Annotated in this window: 18 protein-coding genes and 1 other annotated feature; of the genes, 12 read left to right on the forward strand and 6 right to left on the reverse strand. The window is 49.9% G+C overall.

Annotated features, from left to right (window positions below):
- Positions 1–500: 500 nt before the first annotated feature.
- The 3 genes from clpB to rluD form a co-directional block, all read right to left on the reverse strand.
- On the reverse strand, positions 501–3,074 hold the full coding sequence (clpB, locus tag ACOZIO_RS15690) for an ATP-dependent chaperone ClpB (protein WP_421595487.1): 2,574 nt from the start codon (positions 3,072–3,074) through the stop codon (positions 501–503).
- Between the two features lie 130 nt (positions 3,075–3,204).
- On the reverse strand, positions 3,205–3,942 hold the full coding sequence (gene yfiH, locus ACOZIO_RS15695; RefSeq protein WP_129991572.1) for a purine nucleoside phosphorylase YfiH: 738 nt from the start codon (positions 3,940–3,942) through the stop codon (positions 3,205–3,207).
- Complete coding sequence (rluD, locus tag ACOZIO_RS15700; RefSeq protein ID WP_129954620.1) at positions 3,942–4,919, reverse strand: 23S rRNA pseudouridine(1911/1915/1917) synthase RluD; 978 nt, start codon at positions 4,917–4,919, stop codon at positions 3,942–3,944. Before rluD ends, yfiH begins: the two co-directional genes overlap by 1 nt.
- Positions 4,920–5,049: 130 nt before the next feature.
- On the opposite strand from rluD, the gene bamD reads away from it, so the two are divergent.
- The 4 genes from bamD (at position 5,050) to pheA (ending at position 7,878) form a co-directional block, all read left to right on the forward strand.
- A complete protein-coding gene (gene bamD / locus ACOZIO_RS15705) occupies positions 5,050–5,784 on the forward strand; it encodes an outer membrane protein assembly factor BamD (protein ID WP_013574066.1) in 735 nt (244 codons plus the stop codon).
- A 282-nt stretch (positions 5,785–6,066) separates the two neighbouring features.
- Positions 6,067–6,411 (forward strand): ribosome-associated translation inhibitor RaiA, encoded by a 345-nt coding sequence (gene raiA / locus ACOZIO_RS15710; protein WP_421595488.1) that lies wholly within the window; start codon positions 6,067–6,069, stop codon positions 6,409–6,411.
- A 134-nt stretch (positions 6,412–6,545) separates the two neighbouring features.
- Positions 6,546–6,670, forward strand: a sequence feature (Phe leader region).
- Positions 6,547–6,594: a hypothetical protein gene (locus ACOZIO_RS15715; RefSeq protein ID WP_369794779.1), complete on the forward strand. Its 48-nt coding sequence runs from the start codon at positions 6,547–6,549 to the stop codon at positions 6,592–6,594. (Overlaps the previous feature by 48 nt.)
- 53 nt (positions 6,671–6,723) lie before the next feature.
- Positions 6,724–7,878: a bifunctional chorismate mutase/prephenate dehydratase gene (gene pheA, locus ACOZIO_RS15720; RefSeq protein ID WP_129954618.1), complete on the forward strand. Its 1,155-nt coding sequence runs from the start codon at positions 6,724–6,726 to the stop codon at positions 7,876–7,878.
- Between the two features lie 60 nt (positions 7,879–7,938).
- Here pheA and tyrA read toward each other — a convergent pair whose 3' ends face one another.
- The 3 genes from tyrA to ACOZIO_RS15735 all read right to left on the reverse strand — a co-directional run bounded on the left by tyrA (position 7,939) and on the right by ACOZIO_RS15735 (position 11,024).
- Complete coding sequence (tyrA, locus tag ACOZIO_RS15725; RefSeq protein ID WP_129954617.1) at positions 7,939–9,060, reverse strand: bifunctional chorismate mutase/prephenate dehydrogenase; 1,122 nt, start codon at positions 9,058–9,060, stop codon at positions 7,939–7,941.
- A 6-nt stretch (positions 9,061–9,066) separates the two neighbouring features.
- Entirely contained in the window at positions 9,067–10,143 is a 1,077-nt protein-coding gene (locus ACOZIO_RS15730) for a 3-deoxy-7-phosphoheptulonate synthase (protein ID WP_129954616.1), read from the reverse strand.
- Positions 10,144–10,433: 290 nt separating this feature from the next.
- Positions 10,434–11,024 (reverse strand): helix-turn-helix domain-containing protein, encoded by a 591-nt coding sequence (locus ACOZIO_RS15735; protein WP_129954615.1) that lies wholly within the window; start codon positions 11,022–11,024, stop codon positions 10,434–10,436.
- A gap of 132 nt (positions 11,025–11,156) precedes the next feature.
- Here ACOZIO_RS15735 and ACOZIO_RS15740 point away from each other — a divergent pair, with 132 nt between their 5' ends.
- From ACOZIO_RS15740 to lysC, 8 genes are all read left to right on the forward strand, one after another.
- Positions 11,157–11,435: a hypothetical protein gene (locus ACOZIO_RS15740; RefSeq protein WP_421595489.1), complete on the forward strand. Its 279-nt coding sequence runs from the start codon at positions 11,157–11,159 to the stop codon at positions 11,433–11,435.
- Positions 11,432–11,653, forward strand: a complete 222-nt coding sequence (locus tag ACOZIO_RS15745; RefSeq protein WP_129954613.1) for a TraR/DksA C4-type zinc finger protein — start codon at positions 11,432–11,434, stop codon at positions 11,651–11,653. Before ACOZIO_RS15740 ends, ACOZIO_RS15745 begins: the two co-directional genes overlap by 4 nt.
- A gap of 647 nt (positions 11,654–12,300) precedes the next feature.
- Entirely contained in the window at positions 12,301–12,495 is a 195-nt protein-coding gene (locus ACOZIO_RS15750; protein WP_129991574.1) for a hypothetical protein, read from the forward strand.
- Positions 12,496–12,706: 211 nt separating this feature from the next.
- On the forward strand, positions 12,707–12,910 hold the full coding sequence (locus tag ACOZIO_RS15755; RefSeq protein WP_217220884.1) for a tail protein X: 204 nt from the start codon (positions 12,707–12,709) through the stop codon (positions 12,908–12,910).
- Entirely contained in the window at positions 12,901–13,122 is a 222-nt protein-coding gene (locus ACOZIO_RS15760) for an HP1 family phage holin (protein WP_015695945.1), read from the forward strand. The genes ACOZIO_RS15755 and ACOZIO_RS15760 overlap by 10 nt, the downstream gene beginning before the upstream one ends.
- Positions 13,103–13,612: a lysozyme gene (locus ACOZIO_RS15765; RefSeq protein ID WP_217138223.1), complete on the forward strand. Its 510-nt coding sequence runs from the start codon at positions 13,103–13,105 to the stop codon at positions 13,610–13,612. Before ACOZIO_RS15760 ends, ACOZIO_RS15765 begins: the two co-directional genes overlap by 20 nt.
- On the forward strand, positions 13,613–14,038 hold the full coding sequence (gene lysB / locus ACOZIO_RS15770; protein ID WP_377427571.1) for an Rz-like lysis system protein LysB: 426 nt from the start codon (positions 13,613–13,615) through the stop codon (positions 14,036–14,038).
- Entirely contained in the window at positions 13,929–14,171 is a 243-nt protein-coding gene (gene lysC / locus ACOZIO_RS15775) for an Rz1-like lysis system protein LysC (RefSeq protein ID WP_421595528.1), read from the forward strand. The genes lysB and lysC overlap by 110 nt, the downstream gene beginning before the upstream one ends.
- The last annotated feature ends 97 nt before the right edge of the window (positions 14,172–14,268 follow it).

Raw genomic sequence — 14,268 nt, forward strand, 5'->3', positions numbered from 1 at the left:
CAAACTCTTCAATTAAAAGTTCGATTTGCTTAAACATGTTAAGCGGTGCTCAGAGATTACTTCGTAATAATTCAACTAAATGAATTACTGCTTGGTCACTCTAAGACTTGATATTTTTTGCCACCGAGGTGGCTGATATCGTCTTGTGAGTGCCCACACAGATTGTCTGATAAATTGTTAAAGAGCAGTGAGTTACGCGCTTTCGCTTGCTAACTCGAGGTGGCGTATATTACGCTTTCCTCATTCAGTGTCAACCGTTTATTTCATCCGGTTGCCGCTGTTTTTAATCTTTCCGACCCGGTTACTTCGTGATGTTGTTCACGTTGTTCCCTGTCGATGGAGCGGCATTATAGGGAGTTCTCAGCAGGCCGCAAGGGCTAATTTCACTTTTTTTATCAAATGTTCATAAATCCATCAAACGAATTAATAACGAACAAGAAATGTATAAAAAACGGGCCCCGGATTGCTCCGGAGCCCGTTTAAGACCGCGACTTATCTATTTACTGTCTTGCGATGATGTGATCATTTTCCACATCGACAGTAATTGGCTTACCTGGGATCAGCTTGCCGGACAAGATTTGCTGAGCCAGCGGGTTCTCAATCTCTTGCTGGATAGCACGCTTCAATGGACGCGCACCATAAACCGGGTCAAATCCGGTATTACCCAGCAATTCAAGCGCCGCATCGGTCAGCGTTGCCGAGTAGCCATGTTCTTCCAGACGTTTATACAAACGCTCCAACTGAATCTTCGCGATATTTTTAATATGCGCATGGCCCAGCGGATGGAACACAACGACTTCATCTATACGGTTGATGAATTCCGGACGGAAGCTGTGTGTAACCACTTCCATGACCGATTCTTTCATCTGTGCATAGCTCGCCTCGCCAAAGTGCTGCTGAATAATGTCAGAGCCCAGGTTAGAGGTCATAATGACTACCGTATTACGGAAATCGACCGTTCTGCCCTGCCCGTCCGTTAAGCGACCGTCATCTAACACCTGTAATAAGATGTTGAACACATCCGGGTGCGCCTTCTCTACTTCATCTAATAAAATGACAGAGTAAGGACGGCGACGAACCGCTTCTGTCAGATAGCCACCTTCCTCATAACCGACATAACCCGGAGGCGCACCGACCAGACGTGAAACTGAGTGTTTCTCCATAAACTCCGACATATCGATGCGAACCATCGCGTCATCACTGTTAAACAGGAATGTTGCCAGCGCCTTACACAGCTCGGTTTTACCTACACCCGTCGGCCCCAGGAACAAGAATGACCCGATCGGGCGGTTTGGATCTGACAGCCCTGCGCGACTACGACGAATCGCATTTGATACCGCTTCCACCGCTTCATTCTGGCCGATCACACGGTTATGCAGCTCTTCTTCCATACGCAACAGTTTTTCACGTTCACTTTCAAGCATCCGCGCCACCGGAATACCGGTCCAGCGCGCCAGCACATCGGCAATTTCCACATCTGTCACGCGGTTGCGCAGCAGTTTCATGGTCTTACCTTCCGCCTGGGTCGCTGCAGCCAGTTGTTTTTCAAGCTCAGGAATTTTCCCGTACTGCAATTCTGACATACGTCCCAGGTCGCCAACACGCCGGGCCTGCTCAAGCGTAATCTTCGCCTGCTCCAGCTCGGCTTTAATATTCTGGGTGCCGGTCAGTGACGCTTTCTCAGCTTTCCACTCTTCTTCCAGCTCAGAATATTCACGCTCTTTCTGGCTCAGTTCAGCTTCCAGCATTTCCAGACGTTTCACACTGGCATCATCAGACTCTTTTTTCAGCGCCTGCTGTTCCAGTTTGAGCTGGATAATACGGCGATCCAGACGGTCCAGAGATTCAGGTTTGGAATCCATTTGCATACGAATGCTGGATGCCGCTTCATCTATAAGGTCAATCGCTTTATCCGGTAACTGACGGTCGGAAATGTAACGGTGCGACAATGTCGCCGCCGCAACGATGGCCGGGTCAGTAATCTGCACATGGTGGTGCAGCTCATAGCGTTCTTTCAGACCACGCAAAATAGCAATGGTATCTTCGACAGAAGGCTCAGCAACAAACACTTTCTGGAACCGACGCTCTAACGCCGCATCTTTTTCGATAAACTGACGATACTCATTTAATGTCGTCGCGCCCACACAGTGAAGTTCACCCCGCGCCAACGCCGGTTTAAGCATATTCCCGGCATCCATTGCGCCATCGGCTTTACCGGCACCAACCATGGTGTGCAACTCATCGATAAACAGAATGACATTACCTTCCTGTTTAGCGAGATCGCTCAGAACACCTTTCAGTCGTTCTTCAAATTCCCCGCGATATTTAGCACCGGCCACCAGCGCGCCCATATCTAATGAAAGCACACGTTTATTTTTCAGACCTTCCGGCACTTCACCATTAATGATGCGTTGTGCCAGCCCTTCTGCAATCGCGGTTTTACCGACACCAGGCTCACCAATCAGTACCGGGTTATTTTTGGTACGACGTTGCAGAACCTGAATGGTCCGGCGAATTTCTTCATCACGACCAATGACCGGATCCAGTTTGCCCTGCTCGGCACGTTCGGTCAGATCGATAGTGAATTTTTTCAATGCCTGACGTTGATCTTCGGCATTCTGATCATCCACTTTCTCACCCCCACGCATTTGATCGATGGCAGTTGTCATTTTATCGGCCGTTGCACCGCAGGCTTTTAACATATCCGTTAAAGAGCCACGGTCTTTCATCACGGCCAGAACAAACAGTTCTGAAGAGATAAAGGTATCGGCACGTTGTTGTGCCAATTTGTCACAAAGATTTAAAACACGTACCAGCTCATGGGATGGTTGAACATCGCCGCCGGTACCTTCAACTTGCGGCAAACGCCCCAAAGCCTGATCAACGTCCGTGCGCAGTTTCTGGGTATCTACCCCGGCCGCCGTTAATAAAGGACGCACGGTTCCGCCCTCCTGAGTGAGTAATGCGCTCATCAGGTGAACAGGTTCGATAAATTGATTGTCACGCCCGAGCGCGAGTGACTGGGCATCCGCGAGGGCAAGCTGGAATTTGCTGGTAAGACGATCCAGACGCATAACACCTCCAATACTGAACAAAATTGCTACTGGAGATTAAATGAGGTCAACCCTCACGTTTTCAAGGTTATCTTGGCAGTATATTCAGAGGACTGCTGTTATGCGCGATGGATCGTCTTGATTCGATAGGTTATATCAGCCAAATTAAACTTGCCAGCCGTCCGGTTACGCCGTCGCGCCGGTAAGAGTAAAATTTACGGCTGTCAGTGACTGTGCAATGTTCGCCGCCGTAGATAGCTGTGATGCCAGCCGACTGTAAGCGCAGCCGTGCGAGCAGGTAAATGTCAGCCATAAATTTCGCGCCAACGGGTCTAAAAGCCGCAGATGTCGCACCGTTCACAGCCATAAAGGCTTCGCGAACTTCTCCACCGACCTCAAAATGCGAAGGGCCGATTGCCGGTCCCATCCATGCCATGATGTCTTTGGAAGCGGCGTCAAAACAGGCTACCGTATTTTCTAATATCCCCGCACACAAACCACGCCAACCGGCATGGGCTGCTGCCACTTCATCACCGTTCATGCTGCAGAACAGCACCGGCAAGCAGTCAGCTGTCATTGCTGCGCAAACAACACCTGGTTCGCGGGTATAAGCCGCATCAGCAATTAAAGAAGGACTGCGGGGAATATGCGCCGTTAAACGAACAACGTCGGTACCATGAACCTGCTCCAGCCAATGTGGTGAAGCTGGCAGCCCGCCGAGTTCGACTATACGCTGACGGTTCAAAGCGACATGTTCAGGGGAGTCTCCGACATGATCGCCAAGATTAAGCGCCCCGTAAGGAGGCAAACTGACACCGCCCTCCCGGGTCGTCGCACATGACCGCACCGTTGCCGGTTGCGGCCACTGAGGCTTGATAAGTGCGCACATTACCAGTTCATCTGATCCTTGAACTCTTCGGTATCTGCTTTAAGCGCACTGATCAGGTCAACCATATCCTGGGGAAGTGGCGCATGCCATTCCATCTGAATACCGGTGACCGGATGATAAAGGCGCAGCATGGTAGCGTGAAGAGCCTGACGATCGAATCCGCGCAACATATTAATAAACGATTCCGAGGCACCTTTAGGCAGTCTCGGGCGGCCGCCATAAAGCTGATCGCCTAACAGAGGATGGTTAATGTGCGCCATATGCACACGGATCTGGTGGGTACGTCCGGACTCCAGACGCAAGCGCAGACGCGTATGAGCACGGAAATGCTCCATAATGCGATAGTGTGTCGTCGCCGGTTTACCTGTCGGATGGACCGCCATATGTGTACGTTTGGTGGAATGGCGCGCAATCGGCTCATTCACTGTGCCGCCTGCCGTCATTGTACCAATCGCCACGGCTTCATATTCGCGGGTAATTTCGCGAGCCTGAAGTGCAGTCACCAGATGCGTTTGTGCGGGCACAGACTTCGCGACCACCATCAGGCCGGTAGTATCTTTATCCAGGCGGTGCACAATGCCGCAGCGCGGCACATCAATAATTGCCGGGTAATAATGCAGCAACGCATTCAGTACTGTGCCATCAGGATTTCCTGCGCCCGGATGAACAACCAGATCGCGAGGTTTATTGATGACTAAAATATCAGTATCTTCATACACGATATCTAAAGCGATATCTTGTGGCAGCCAACGCGCTTCTTCTTCAATTTGCGCATCGATTGCGATAGCCTCGCCACCCAACACTTTTTCTTTTGGTTTGGTCACTTTTTTGCCATTGACCGTGACCCTGTCTTCAAGGATCCAATCTTTTATACGAGATCTTGAATAATCAGGGAACAATTCGGCCAAAGCCTGATCTAACCGTTGACCGAGTTGAGATTCGGCCACCGTTGCGGTGAGTTGTACTTGTTGTGCCATATGCAGCTTCTTGGTTAACGTTGGGTTTTCACGGCGATGCCGTTTAAAATAATGTGCTATTGTAGCTGGTCTTTGTCGGGAGCTTAACGGACAGTCTCCCAGAATAACACCTGAGGATAATCAAAACGTCATGACGCGTGTGAAATATCTGGTGGCAGCAGCCACGTTGAGCCTGGCGCTGGTCGGTTGCTCCAGTTCCAAAGAAACGGTTCCCGATAACCCGCCTAACGTCCTTTATGCTACTGCCCAGCAAAAGCTGCAGGACGGTAACTTTAAAGGCGCTATTGCGCAATTAGAAGCGCTCGATAACCGCTATCCGTTTGGGCCTTACTCGCAGCAAGTTCAGTTAGATCTGATTTATGCCTATTACAAGTCTGCTGACTTGCCTATGGCTCAGGCTTCTATTGATCGCTTTATGCGTCTGAACCCAACACATCCGAATATTGACTACGTCATGTATATGCGTGGTTTAACGGATATGGCGTTGGATGACAGTGCACTGCAAGGATTTTTCGGTGTTGATCGTTCAGACCGTGATCCACAGCATGCACGTGCAGCATTCCGTGATTTCAGCCAGCTGATCCACACGTATCCAAACAGCCAGTACGCCACTGACGCGACTAAACGTTTGGTATTCCTGAAAGATCGTTTGGCGAAGTACGAGCTGTCAGTGGTGCAATACTACACTAAACGCGGTGCTTACGTCGCTGTCGTTAACCGTGTAGAGCAAATGCTGAAAGATTATCCGGATACTAAAGCAACGCATGATGCGCTGCCGTTGATGGAAAACGCCTACCGCGAACTGCAGCTGAACACTCAGGCTGATAAAGTCGCGAAAATTATTGCGGCTAACAGTGCAGCGTAATTTTACATGTCCGTAGACAAACGGTAGCTGAGGCTGCCGTTTTTTTTTGGCTTTTTTCTAGGGGGAAACGCAGAAAAACAGGAAAGAATAACGCACTTATCCTATCAATCATGCCTGCTCCTGAATGAAGTCTCAAGGTCTTTCCGGCCATTAATTACCCTGTATCACATAAACGCCAAAGTTGACAAAAAGTGACAAAAAACCGTGAGTTTGGGGACGCATTTCGTAAAAAAGGCTGGTATGTTGGATTCATCGGAGACGGAAAGAAGAGAGGTAAGTTATATGACAGTCAACATTACCAGTAAACAAATGGACATCACCACCGCGATTCGTGAACACATCGAAGGCCGTCTGAAAAAACTGGATAAATGGCAAACTCAGCTCATTAACCCGCACATAATCCTGTCTAAAGAACCTCAGGGATTTGTCGCCGATGCGACCATCAGTACCCCAAACGGGAAACTGGTTGCCAGCGCCACGCACGATGATATGTACTCTGCGATTAACGAAATGACGACCAAACTTGAGCGACAACTCAACAAAGCGCAGCATAAGGGTGAGGCTCGCCGTGCAGAATCCGGCGTCAAAGAACTCAATCTGGAACCGGTGCAGGAAGAAGAGGAATAACCGGGTTATCCGACATGTCAGTAACAACGCGCTCCGAGGAGCGCGTTTTTTGTGTCTGAAGGAAATGTTATTGACACAAGGAAAAGCCTGCGGTTACTTTAAGACTCTGCTCAAACTCATGGAAACAAGGCATACATGAATACCCGTCTGTTTTTCTTCGCATTCTTTTTTACCTTCCCCTGATTGGGAGGCGTTTCGTCGCGAAAGAATGAATGCGAAGACGAACAATAAAGCCTCCTGAAAAGGGGGCTTTTTTTATGCCTGCGTTTTACACATTTTGCTGAAAGAAAGAACATTTAAAAGGGTAACAACATGACCGAGAACTCATTACTGGCACTGCGTGAACGTATCAGCGCATTAGACCTGAAACTGCTGGCTCTGCTGGCGGAACGACGTACGATGGCAATTGAAGTCGCGCAATCCAAAATGCACTCTCACCGCCCTATCCGCGATAAAGAACGTGAAGCAGACCTGATTAACACACTGATTCAGGAAGGAAAAAAGCAGGGACTTGACGGGCATTACATCACCCGTGTTTATCAGCTGATCATTGAAGATTCCGTTCTCACGCAGCAGGCGCTCCTGCAGCAACATTTGAACAAAACCCCTTCTGACTCAGCACGCATCGCTTTCCTCGGTCCGAAAGGTTCATATTCTCATCTTGCCGCGCGTCAGTTTGCCGCCCGTCATTTCGACCAGTTCATCGAATGTGGTTGCCAGAAATTTCAGGACATCTTCTCTCAGGTAGAAACCGGTCAGGCCGATTACGCAGTATTACCGATTGAAAATACCAGTTCAGGCTCAATCAATGACGTTTACGATCTGCTGCAACACACCAGCTTGTCAATTGTAGGTGAACTGACTAATCCTATTAACCATTGTGTACTGGTCGCGACTGACACTGATTTGTCGCAGATTCAGACGGTCTATAGCCATCCGCAACCCTTCCAGCAATGCAGCCAGTTCATTAACCGCTTCCCTCACTGGAAAATTGAATACTGTGAAAGTACTGCAGCAGCGATGGAAAAAGTGGCGGCAGCCAGTTCTCCCCACGTGGCCGCACTGGGCAGCGAAGCCGGTGGTGCGTTGTATAAGTTGCAGGTACTGGAACATAATCTGGCGAATCAGCAGGAAAATATCACCCGCTTCATTATCCTGGCGCGCAAAGCCATTGAAGTGACGGATCAGGTTCCGGCTAAAACCACACTGATTATGGCAACCGGCCAGCAAGCGGGGGCGCTGGTGAACGCACTTCTGGTGTTGCGCGACCAGGGCATTATCATGACCAAACTGGAATCACGCCCGATTAACGGCAATCCGTGGGAAGAGATGTTTTATATCGATGTGCAGGCGAACCTGCGTTCAGAAGAGATGAAAAAGGCGCTGAAAGATCTGGCACCTATCACCCGCTCGCTGAAAGTTCTCGGCTGTTATCCAAGCGAAAACGTCGTCTCCGTCGATCTGTAATGGCGCAAACAAAAAGGGCGCTGCACCAAGCAACGCCCTTTTGTTCACCTGCTTATGAAATTACTTGCGATTGTCGTTTGCCTGGCGCAGTAACGCACCACTTTCTTTCAGGAAACGCGGCGCATAATCGCCAAACCAGTGCTCAACCTGTCTGAATTTATCGATAAATGCTTGTTTATCGCCGCTTTCCAGCAGAGCAAGGGCATCACCAAAACGCTGATAGTAACGTTTGATCAGCGCCAGATTGCTTTCTGACGACATAATGATGTCAGCGTAAAGCTGAGGATCCTGCGCAAATAGCCGTCCGACCATCGCCAGTTCGAGACGATAAATCGGTGAAGACAATGCCAGTAACTGTTCGATTTGCACATTCTCTTCTGATAAATGCATGCCGTACGCAAAGGTCGCGAAATGGCGCAGCGCCTGAATAAAAGCCATGTTCTGGTCATGTTCGACGGCGCTGATTTTATGCAACCGCGCGCCCCAGACCTGCAACTGCTCCAGCAACCACTGATAGGCCTGAGGTTCGCGGCCGTCACAGTACACCACCACCTGTTTTGCCAGGCTGCTGACGTCCGGACCAAACATCGGATGCAAACCAAGAACCGGCCCTTCATGCACCGCCAGCATCGCCTGCAACGGACGGTTTTTCACCGACGCCAGATCCACCAAAATGCAATCTTCAGGTAGTTTAGGCAGTCGGGCAATGACCTCTTCGGTCAGGTGGATGGGTACACTGACAATCACCATACCGGCATCAGCCAGCAGCGTCTCTGCCTGCGGCCAGTCTTCCTGTTCCAGCACCTTTACCTGATAGCCGGAAAGCTCCAGAAGACGGGTGAATAAACGCCCCATCTGCCCGTTTCCGCCGATAATCACCACCGGGCGCAGTGCCGGATGCAGCGTTTTGAAGCCTTTGTCGTTTTCGCTTGAGTAGGACTCACGCATCACGCGGCGCAATACATCTTCAATCAGATCGGGCGGAACACCGAGGTTCTGCGCTTCCTGACGGCGTGAAGCCAGCATTGCCGCTTCCCGTTCAGGCACATAAATCGGCAAACCATAACGGCTTTTGACTTCCCCGACTTCTGCCACCAGCGCCAGACGCCGTGATAAGAGATCTAACAACGCTTTATCTACGTCATCGATCTGATCGCGCAACGCGTTAAGTTCTGCCACCATAAAAACTTACTCTCCTGCGATTCGTGTCGCCAGCGCGTCGCCCAGTTCCTGATGCATCCTGCGCAGCAGGCTTTCCGTCGTTTCCCAGTTAATGCAGGCATCCGTGACAGACACACCGTATTTCATTTCTGAACGCGGTTGTTCAGAAGACTGGCTGCCTTCATTCAGATGACTTTCCAGCATCAGCCCCGTGATAGAACGGTTGCCGGCTTTAATCTGGTCGATGACGGACTGAGCCACAACAGGCTGGCGACGATAGTCTTTGTTTGAGTTACCGTGACTGCAATCTATCATCAAGGAAGGACGGAGTCCCGCATCGGCCATCTGTTTTTCACAAGCCTGCACATCAAGTTCGCTGTAGTTTGGCGTTTTGCCGCCGCGTAAAATAACATGTCCGTCCGGGTTGCCCTGAGTCTGCAGCAAACAAACCTGACCAGCCTGATTGATCCCCACAAAGCGGTGCGCCATTTCTGCCGCACGCATCGCATTGATCGCTGTGCCCAGGCTGCCGTCAGTCCCATTCTTGAAGCCCACCGGCATTGACAAACCAGACGCCATTTCCCGGTGTGTTTGCGATTCTGTGGTACGCGCACCGATCGCTGACCAGCTGAACAGATCGCCTAAGTATTGCGGGCTGTTGGGATCCAGCGCTTCTGTCGCCAGCGGCAACCCCATGCCGACCAGTTGCAGCAGTAAATCACGGGCAATGTGCAGACCCGCTTCCACATCAAACGTCCCATCCATGTGCGGATCGTTAATCAACCCTTTCCAGCCAACAGTCGTGCGCGGTTTTTCAAAGTACACGCGCATGACGATGTACAAACGATCACTCAGTTCCGCCGCCAGGGTTTTCAGGTGACGTGCGTAATCCAGCGCTGCATCAACATCATGAATCGAACACGGGCCACATACCACCAGAAGACGAGGATCACGACCATGGACGATATCCGCGATGGTTTTACGAGCTTCGGAAATACTGTTTTCATCACTGACACTCAAAGGAAAACGGTTTTTCAGCTCTTCAGGAGTGATAAGGATTTGTTCAGCAGTGATGTGAACATTATTCAGGGCATCTTTTTGCATGATCGTGTTCCGTTATAAGGAAAAGGGGTTGCCACGGCGGCATCTGCGGACAACATTAACACAGCGCGTAAACTTAGCAAGCCTTACTTGTAAACATAAAATTACCAATTGACGGCAATAAGACATTTTATGGAAAGTTTTATTTACATAAAGGGCGTCAGGATCGAAATGACTGTACCGTAATTGTTACATACGATTTATCCGCAGAGGCCGTAATCATTAAGAGAGGAGGAGTGAGGACGAGATTGGGAATAGCCTCAGCAACGCAGATGTTGCTGAGGAAGAGAAATCTACAGGTTACGATCCAGAGTAATAAACACCTGCCCTAAAGCAGTCACTTCATCAACACCGCATTCGAAATGACTTTCCTGACGGCTCACCTTCAGGCGGTTACCTGGAATGCGGGCCACATCGTAAACATCCAGGTCACCATCGATATCCAGCAGCCAGCGGCCATTGCCGGGATGCGTACTGCCCAGATCGATAATCCACGAATGGTTGCCCTTCACTATATACGCAGGCTGTGCCAGCGAATCGTCCAGCAGCGACGGGTCAACAGCCCAGAGGCCTTCTTCCTCAAGCGTGCCGCCACGCAATCTTAATTTTTTAAGCTGGTGGATTTCACCTGATACCCCGGCAGCTGAAGCATTGGCATCTTGCATCGTACCTTTGCCCGTTGCCAGCCAGCGCAACGAGACACCGGTATCCAGCGCACAGGCGACGACAACATCACCGGGGAAATAATCCCTTCTTACCCAAGTACTTATCGTGCCAGATGACAATCCATACAGATCCCCCAGTTCCTTCTGCATGCTAAAGCCGTAAGCCTGAAGCATACGCGTCAGAACAGCTTTTCCACCTTCAAGTTCATCTAATTGCATCTGGCGAAAACTCCTGAATCTGTAAATATCATCTTGACAACTCGCAAATGCAAGCTTAGATTGATTATGTAATGTACCGACAGACGACCATGATACCAAATTTACGGCGTCGTGGAGAAATAAGGAGATGCGATGTTTTTAGGAACGGAGCAGCAGCGCCAGGCTGGCCTGCGCCATATCGCTCATCTGAAAGAAACCTATTTCCCCCGGAATAAAAGTCGGGTTGAGGTTATTTTTGATCAGGCCCCTGAAAAATGGAAAACCACATTATGTTTTCATGCTGGCTTTAAACAACATCATACTTTTCTGACCTATTCACAATTAAGTGACGAAGAGCAATTGAAAATTACTCAGGCTTTATTATCCCTTCACCATTTCATGACGATATTTACAGGAGAATTTTATTCATGACCGACTGGATAGATGAATCACAGGAATACCAACTGAGAGTACTTGAAGCGCAAATATCAAAGGCAACCCGCACACAGCCTGAACCGTCGGCCTTGTTCTGTGTGGATTGCGAAGCTTCCATCCCGGAACAACGCAGGAACATCATCTCAGGTGTACAGCGATGTATTGAATGTCAGGAAATTGAAGAACTCAAAAGAAAGAATTACCGGCCAGTATAAACAGCTGAATTAACACCATTCAAATTAATCAACTCACTGGGAATAATATTATTTCCGGAAGGCTTCCCATATTTCATTTTTGGAAAAGCCAGTATGACAGATAATATCACAGACAGAACAATTGCTTTACCGCCGCCCGCGCTTAACCGGAGAGCCGGGCAAGGTTTTCCGGGCGGCTGGTGGTGGAGTTGCCCCGCGTGCCGCGCTCAGCAGTCCGCTGGAAAAGCCCCTGACTCGTGATTTTTGTCAGCGCCAGCAAATGGCCCTTTCTCAGCTGGCAACGCTGCCCCGTTGCCTGCGAACACTTTTATATCAGCGACATATCTTTTTGCTGAAAACAAAAGGGGTCGCGCTGCGTTTCATTTCCTGGTGACAGTTTTCACACAACGCTTGTGGCCGCGTATTAAACAGGTCAACGCGAGAAACAATCTGAATCGTCAAATCTCGCAAAAGCTACTCATGGAAGAAGAAACGTTTAACCGCCTCCCGACCTTAATGATGACGGTCTGAATTGATACAAAAACCACGCCAATAAAAATTCATGCATAAATTCAATGAATTATAAATTTTGAAATACCCTGACTGTTGACGTATTACATCAATTAAAGAATACTGTATATAAACACAGTATCTGGCGAGGGGAGAAAATGGAAAACCTGACTAAACAACAGCTAACGTTGTCCAGGATACAATTGATCGCAGACATTTCGCAGACGGCGCAATGCAATCCAAAAGAATTTCTGGTCGTGATGTCACTGATCTCAGAGCTGGCCAGCCAGGCGCTGACTGACGAAAATCAGGACGCTGTGTATTGCAACGGGAGCGCTGACGACACCCACTGATTGCCAGACTCCGCAGCGGTAGTCATCAACATTGCTGGCGCTTGCCCGACCGGTTTCCCTCCGGAGTAAGCGCCCCGCCCTCTCCCTGTCTTCACTGCCTGCTTATCTGTTGTGCCAGCCGTTTCACACCCCTCTCAGATTGTCTCCCGGCGTGCTATTACGCAGACTGAACTCACCCCCTGACGATTTCATTCACTTGCGGAGAAAACCCATGAAAATCTATGCACAACAGGGCGATACCCTCGATTCCCTATGCTGGCGCTATTACAACCGCACGGTGTCCGTCGTCGAAAAAGTGTATGCCGCCAATACTGGCATCGCGGATTTAGGCCCGTTATTACCCCATGGCACAGCCGTCGATATGCCAGACATAGCAGAACAACCCGTACAGGAGGTTCTCAAATTATGGGACTGAATACAGAACGCATCAGTTCAGGCTGTGCCTATTTTATAGCCACCTCGCTGACCTGGCTTGCCAGTCTGACCTCGCAAGATGTTGCCTTTCTGATCGGCTCAGCAGTGGGTGTCGGCACGTTTTTGATCAACTGGTACTACCGGCGCAAAAGCTACCAGTTGCTGGCACGTAAAAGCCTGAGCAAAGACGACTATGAAAACCTCAACTCTTAAACGCTGCAGCGTTGCCGTCGTGTTAGGGCTGATGGCGGCATTGCCGGGCTACCTGTCATTGCAGGTGTCGGAAGAAGGATTGCGGCTGATCACCGACTTTGAAGGCTGTCAGCTGCAACCCTATCAGTGCAGCGCCGGGGTATGGACCAGCGGTATTGGCCATACGGCAGGCGTTAAACCGGCACGGGAAATAACTGAACATCAGGCCGCTGAAAACCTGCTGGCCGATATTCAGCAAACCGAGCGTGCCATCAAAAAATGCATGCCGGTCACGATGCCTCAACCGGTTTTTGATGCTGTGGTGTCCTTCAGTTTTAACGTCGGTACCGGTGCCGCGTGTAGATCAACACTGGCGTTTTTCATCAACAAATGGCAATGGCGACAAGCCTGTGATCAGCTGCCACGGTGGGTTTTCGTCAATGGCGAACGCAACCGGGGTCTGGAACGCAGGCGAAACGCCGAACGTGCCCTCTGCCTGAAAGGAATATGAATGCGCATATTTCTGGCCGTTCTGGCCGCAATGACTTTGCTGGTTGCCATGTTGATACTTTCCAACCGCTCATTACAGCACGACCTCGATAAGAGCCGTCAGCAACGTGACGCCCTGAGCACACAGTTACATCAACGGGAGCAGTTGATCATCCTGTTAAACCAACAAATGCGTCAGCGTGAACAGGCTGAACTGTCATTACGCAAAAACCTGAGCGCCGCTCAACAGGTGATGCAAGCCCGTGAACAACAAAGGCTGAGGAGCCTCTATGAAAATTCGCAAACCCGTCAGTGGGCTGATAACGGGTTGCCTGCTGATATTAGCCGGCTGCACCAGCGCCCCGCCTTCAGCTCCGCCAGCGATTATTTACGTTGGCTGTCCGGCAGTGAGTTCCTGCCCGATACCGGCCAGTCATCCCACCACTAACCAGGACCTGAGTGCCGATATTCTTCAGCTGGAATCTGCGCTGATGGATTGCGGCTTACAAATTGAAGCCATCAAAACGTGTCAGGAGGCACAACATGCAAAAACCGATTCAGTTGCAACAACGGCTCATTGATTCAGCTCTGCACGAAATCAATGAGAAAGGTTTTGCTACCATGTTGACTCTGAAGCTTTATGTTGCAGATATGACTTGTTAATCTTCAATTTCATAA

The sequence above is a fragment of the Rahnella sp. PD4 genome (genome assembly GCF_049199325.1).
GTDB lineage: Bacteria > Pseudomonadota > Gammaproteobacteria > Enterobacterales > Enterobacteriaceae > Rahnella > Rahnella perminowiae.

Excerpts from the sequence above, each read along its gene's own strand:
- ACOZIO_RS15755 (WP_217220884.1), top strand. The coding sequence starts at position 12,707 with ATGAAAATCTATGCACAACAGGGCGATACCCTCGATTCCCTATGCTGG.
- ACOZIO_RS15735 (WP_129954615.1), bottom strand. The coding sequence starts at position 11,024 with ATGCAATTAGATGAACTTGAAGGTGGAAAAGCTGTTCTGACGCGTATG.
- raiA (WP_421595488.1), top strand. The coding sequence starts at position 6,067 with ATGACAGTCAACATTACCAGTAAACAAATGGACATCACCACCGCGATT.
- lysB (WP_377427571.1), top strand. The coding sequence starts at position 13,613 with ATGCGCATATTTCTGGCCGTTCTGGCCGCAATGACTTTGCTGGTTGCC.
- ACOZIO_RS15760 (WP_015695945.1), top strand. The coding sequence starts at position 12,901 with ATGGGACTGAATACAGAACGCATCAGTTCAGGCTGTGCCTATTTTATA.
- tyrA (WP_129954617.1), bottom strand. The coding sequence starts at position 9,060 with ATGGTGGCAGAACTTAACGCGTTGCGCGATCAGATCGATGACGTAGAT.
- ACOZIO_RS15740 (WP_421595489.1), top strand. The coding sequence starts at position 11,157 with ATGTTTTTAGGAACGGAGCAGCAGCGCCAGGCTGGCCTGCGCCATATC.
- pheA (WP_129954618.1), top strand. The coding sequence starts at position 6,724 with ATGACCGAGAACTCATTACTGGCACTGCGTGAACGTATCAGCGCATTA.
- bamD (WP_013574066.1), top strand. The coding sequence starts at position 5,050 with ATGACGCGTGTGAAATATCTGGTGGCAGCAGCCACGTTGAGCCTGGCG.
- yfiH (WP_129991572.1), bottom strand. The coding sequence starts at position 3,942 with ATGTGCGCACTTATCAAGCCTCAGTGGCCGCAACCGGCAACGGTGCGG.
- clpB (WP_421595487.1), bottom strand. The coding sequence starts at position 3,074 with ATGCGTCTGGATCGTCTTACCAGCAAATTCCAGCTTGCCCTCGCGGAT.
- rluD (WP_129954620.1), bottom strand. The coding sequence starts at position 4,919 with ATGGCACAACAAGTACAACTCACCGCAACGGTGGCCGAATCTCAACTC.
- ACOZIO_RS15745 (WP_129954613.1), top strand. The coding sequence starts at position 11,432 with ATGACCGACTGGATAGATGAATCACAGGAATACCAACTGAGAGTACTT.
- ACOZIO_RS15765 (WP_217138223.1), top strand. The coding sequence starts at position 13,103 with ATGAAAACCTCAACTCTTAAACGCTGCAGCGTTGCCGTCGTGTTAGGG.
- ACOZIO_RS15750 (WP_129991574.1), top strand. The coding sequence starts at position 12,301 with ATGGAAAACCTGACTAAACAACAGCTAACGTTGTCCAGGATACAATTG.
- ACOZIO_RS15730 (WP_129954616.1), bottom strand. The coding sequence starts at position 10,143 with ATGCAAAAAGATGCCCTGAATAATGTTCACATCACTGCTGAACAAATC.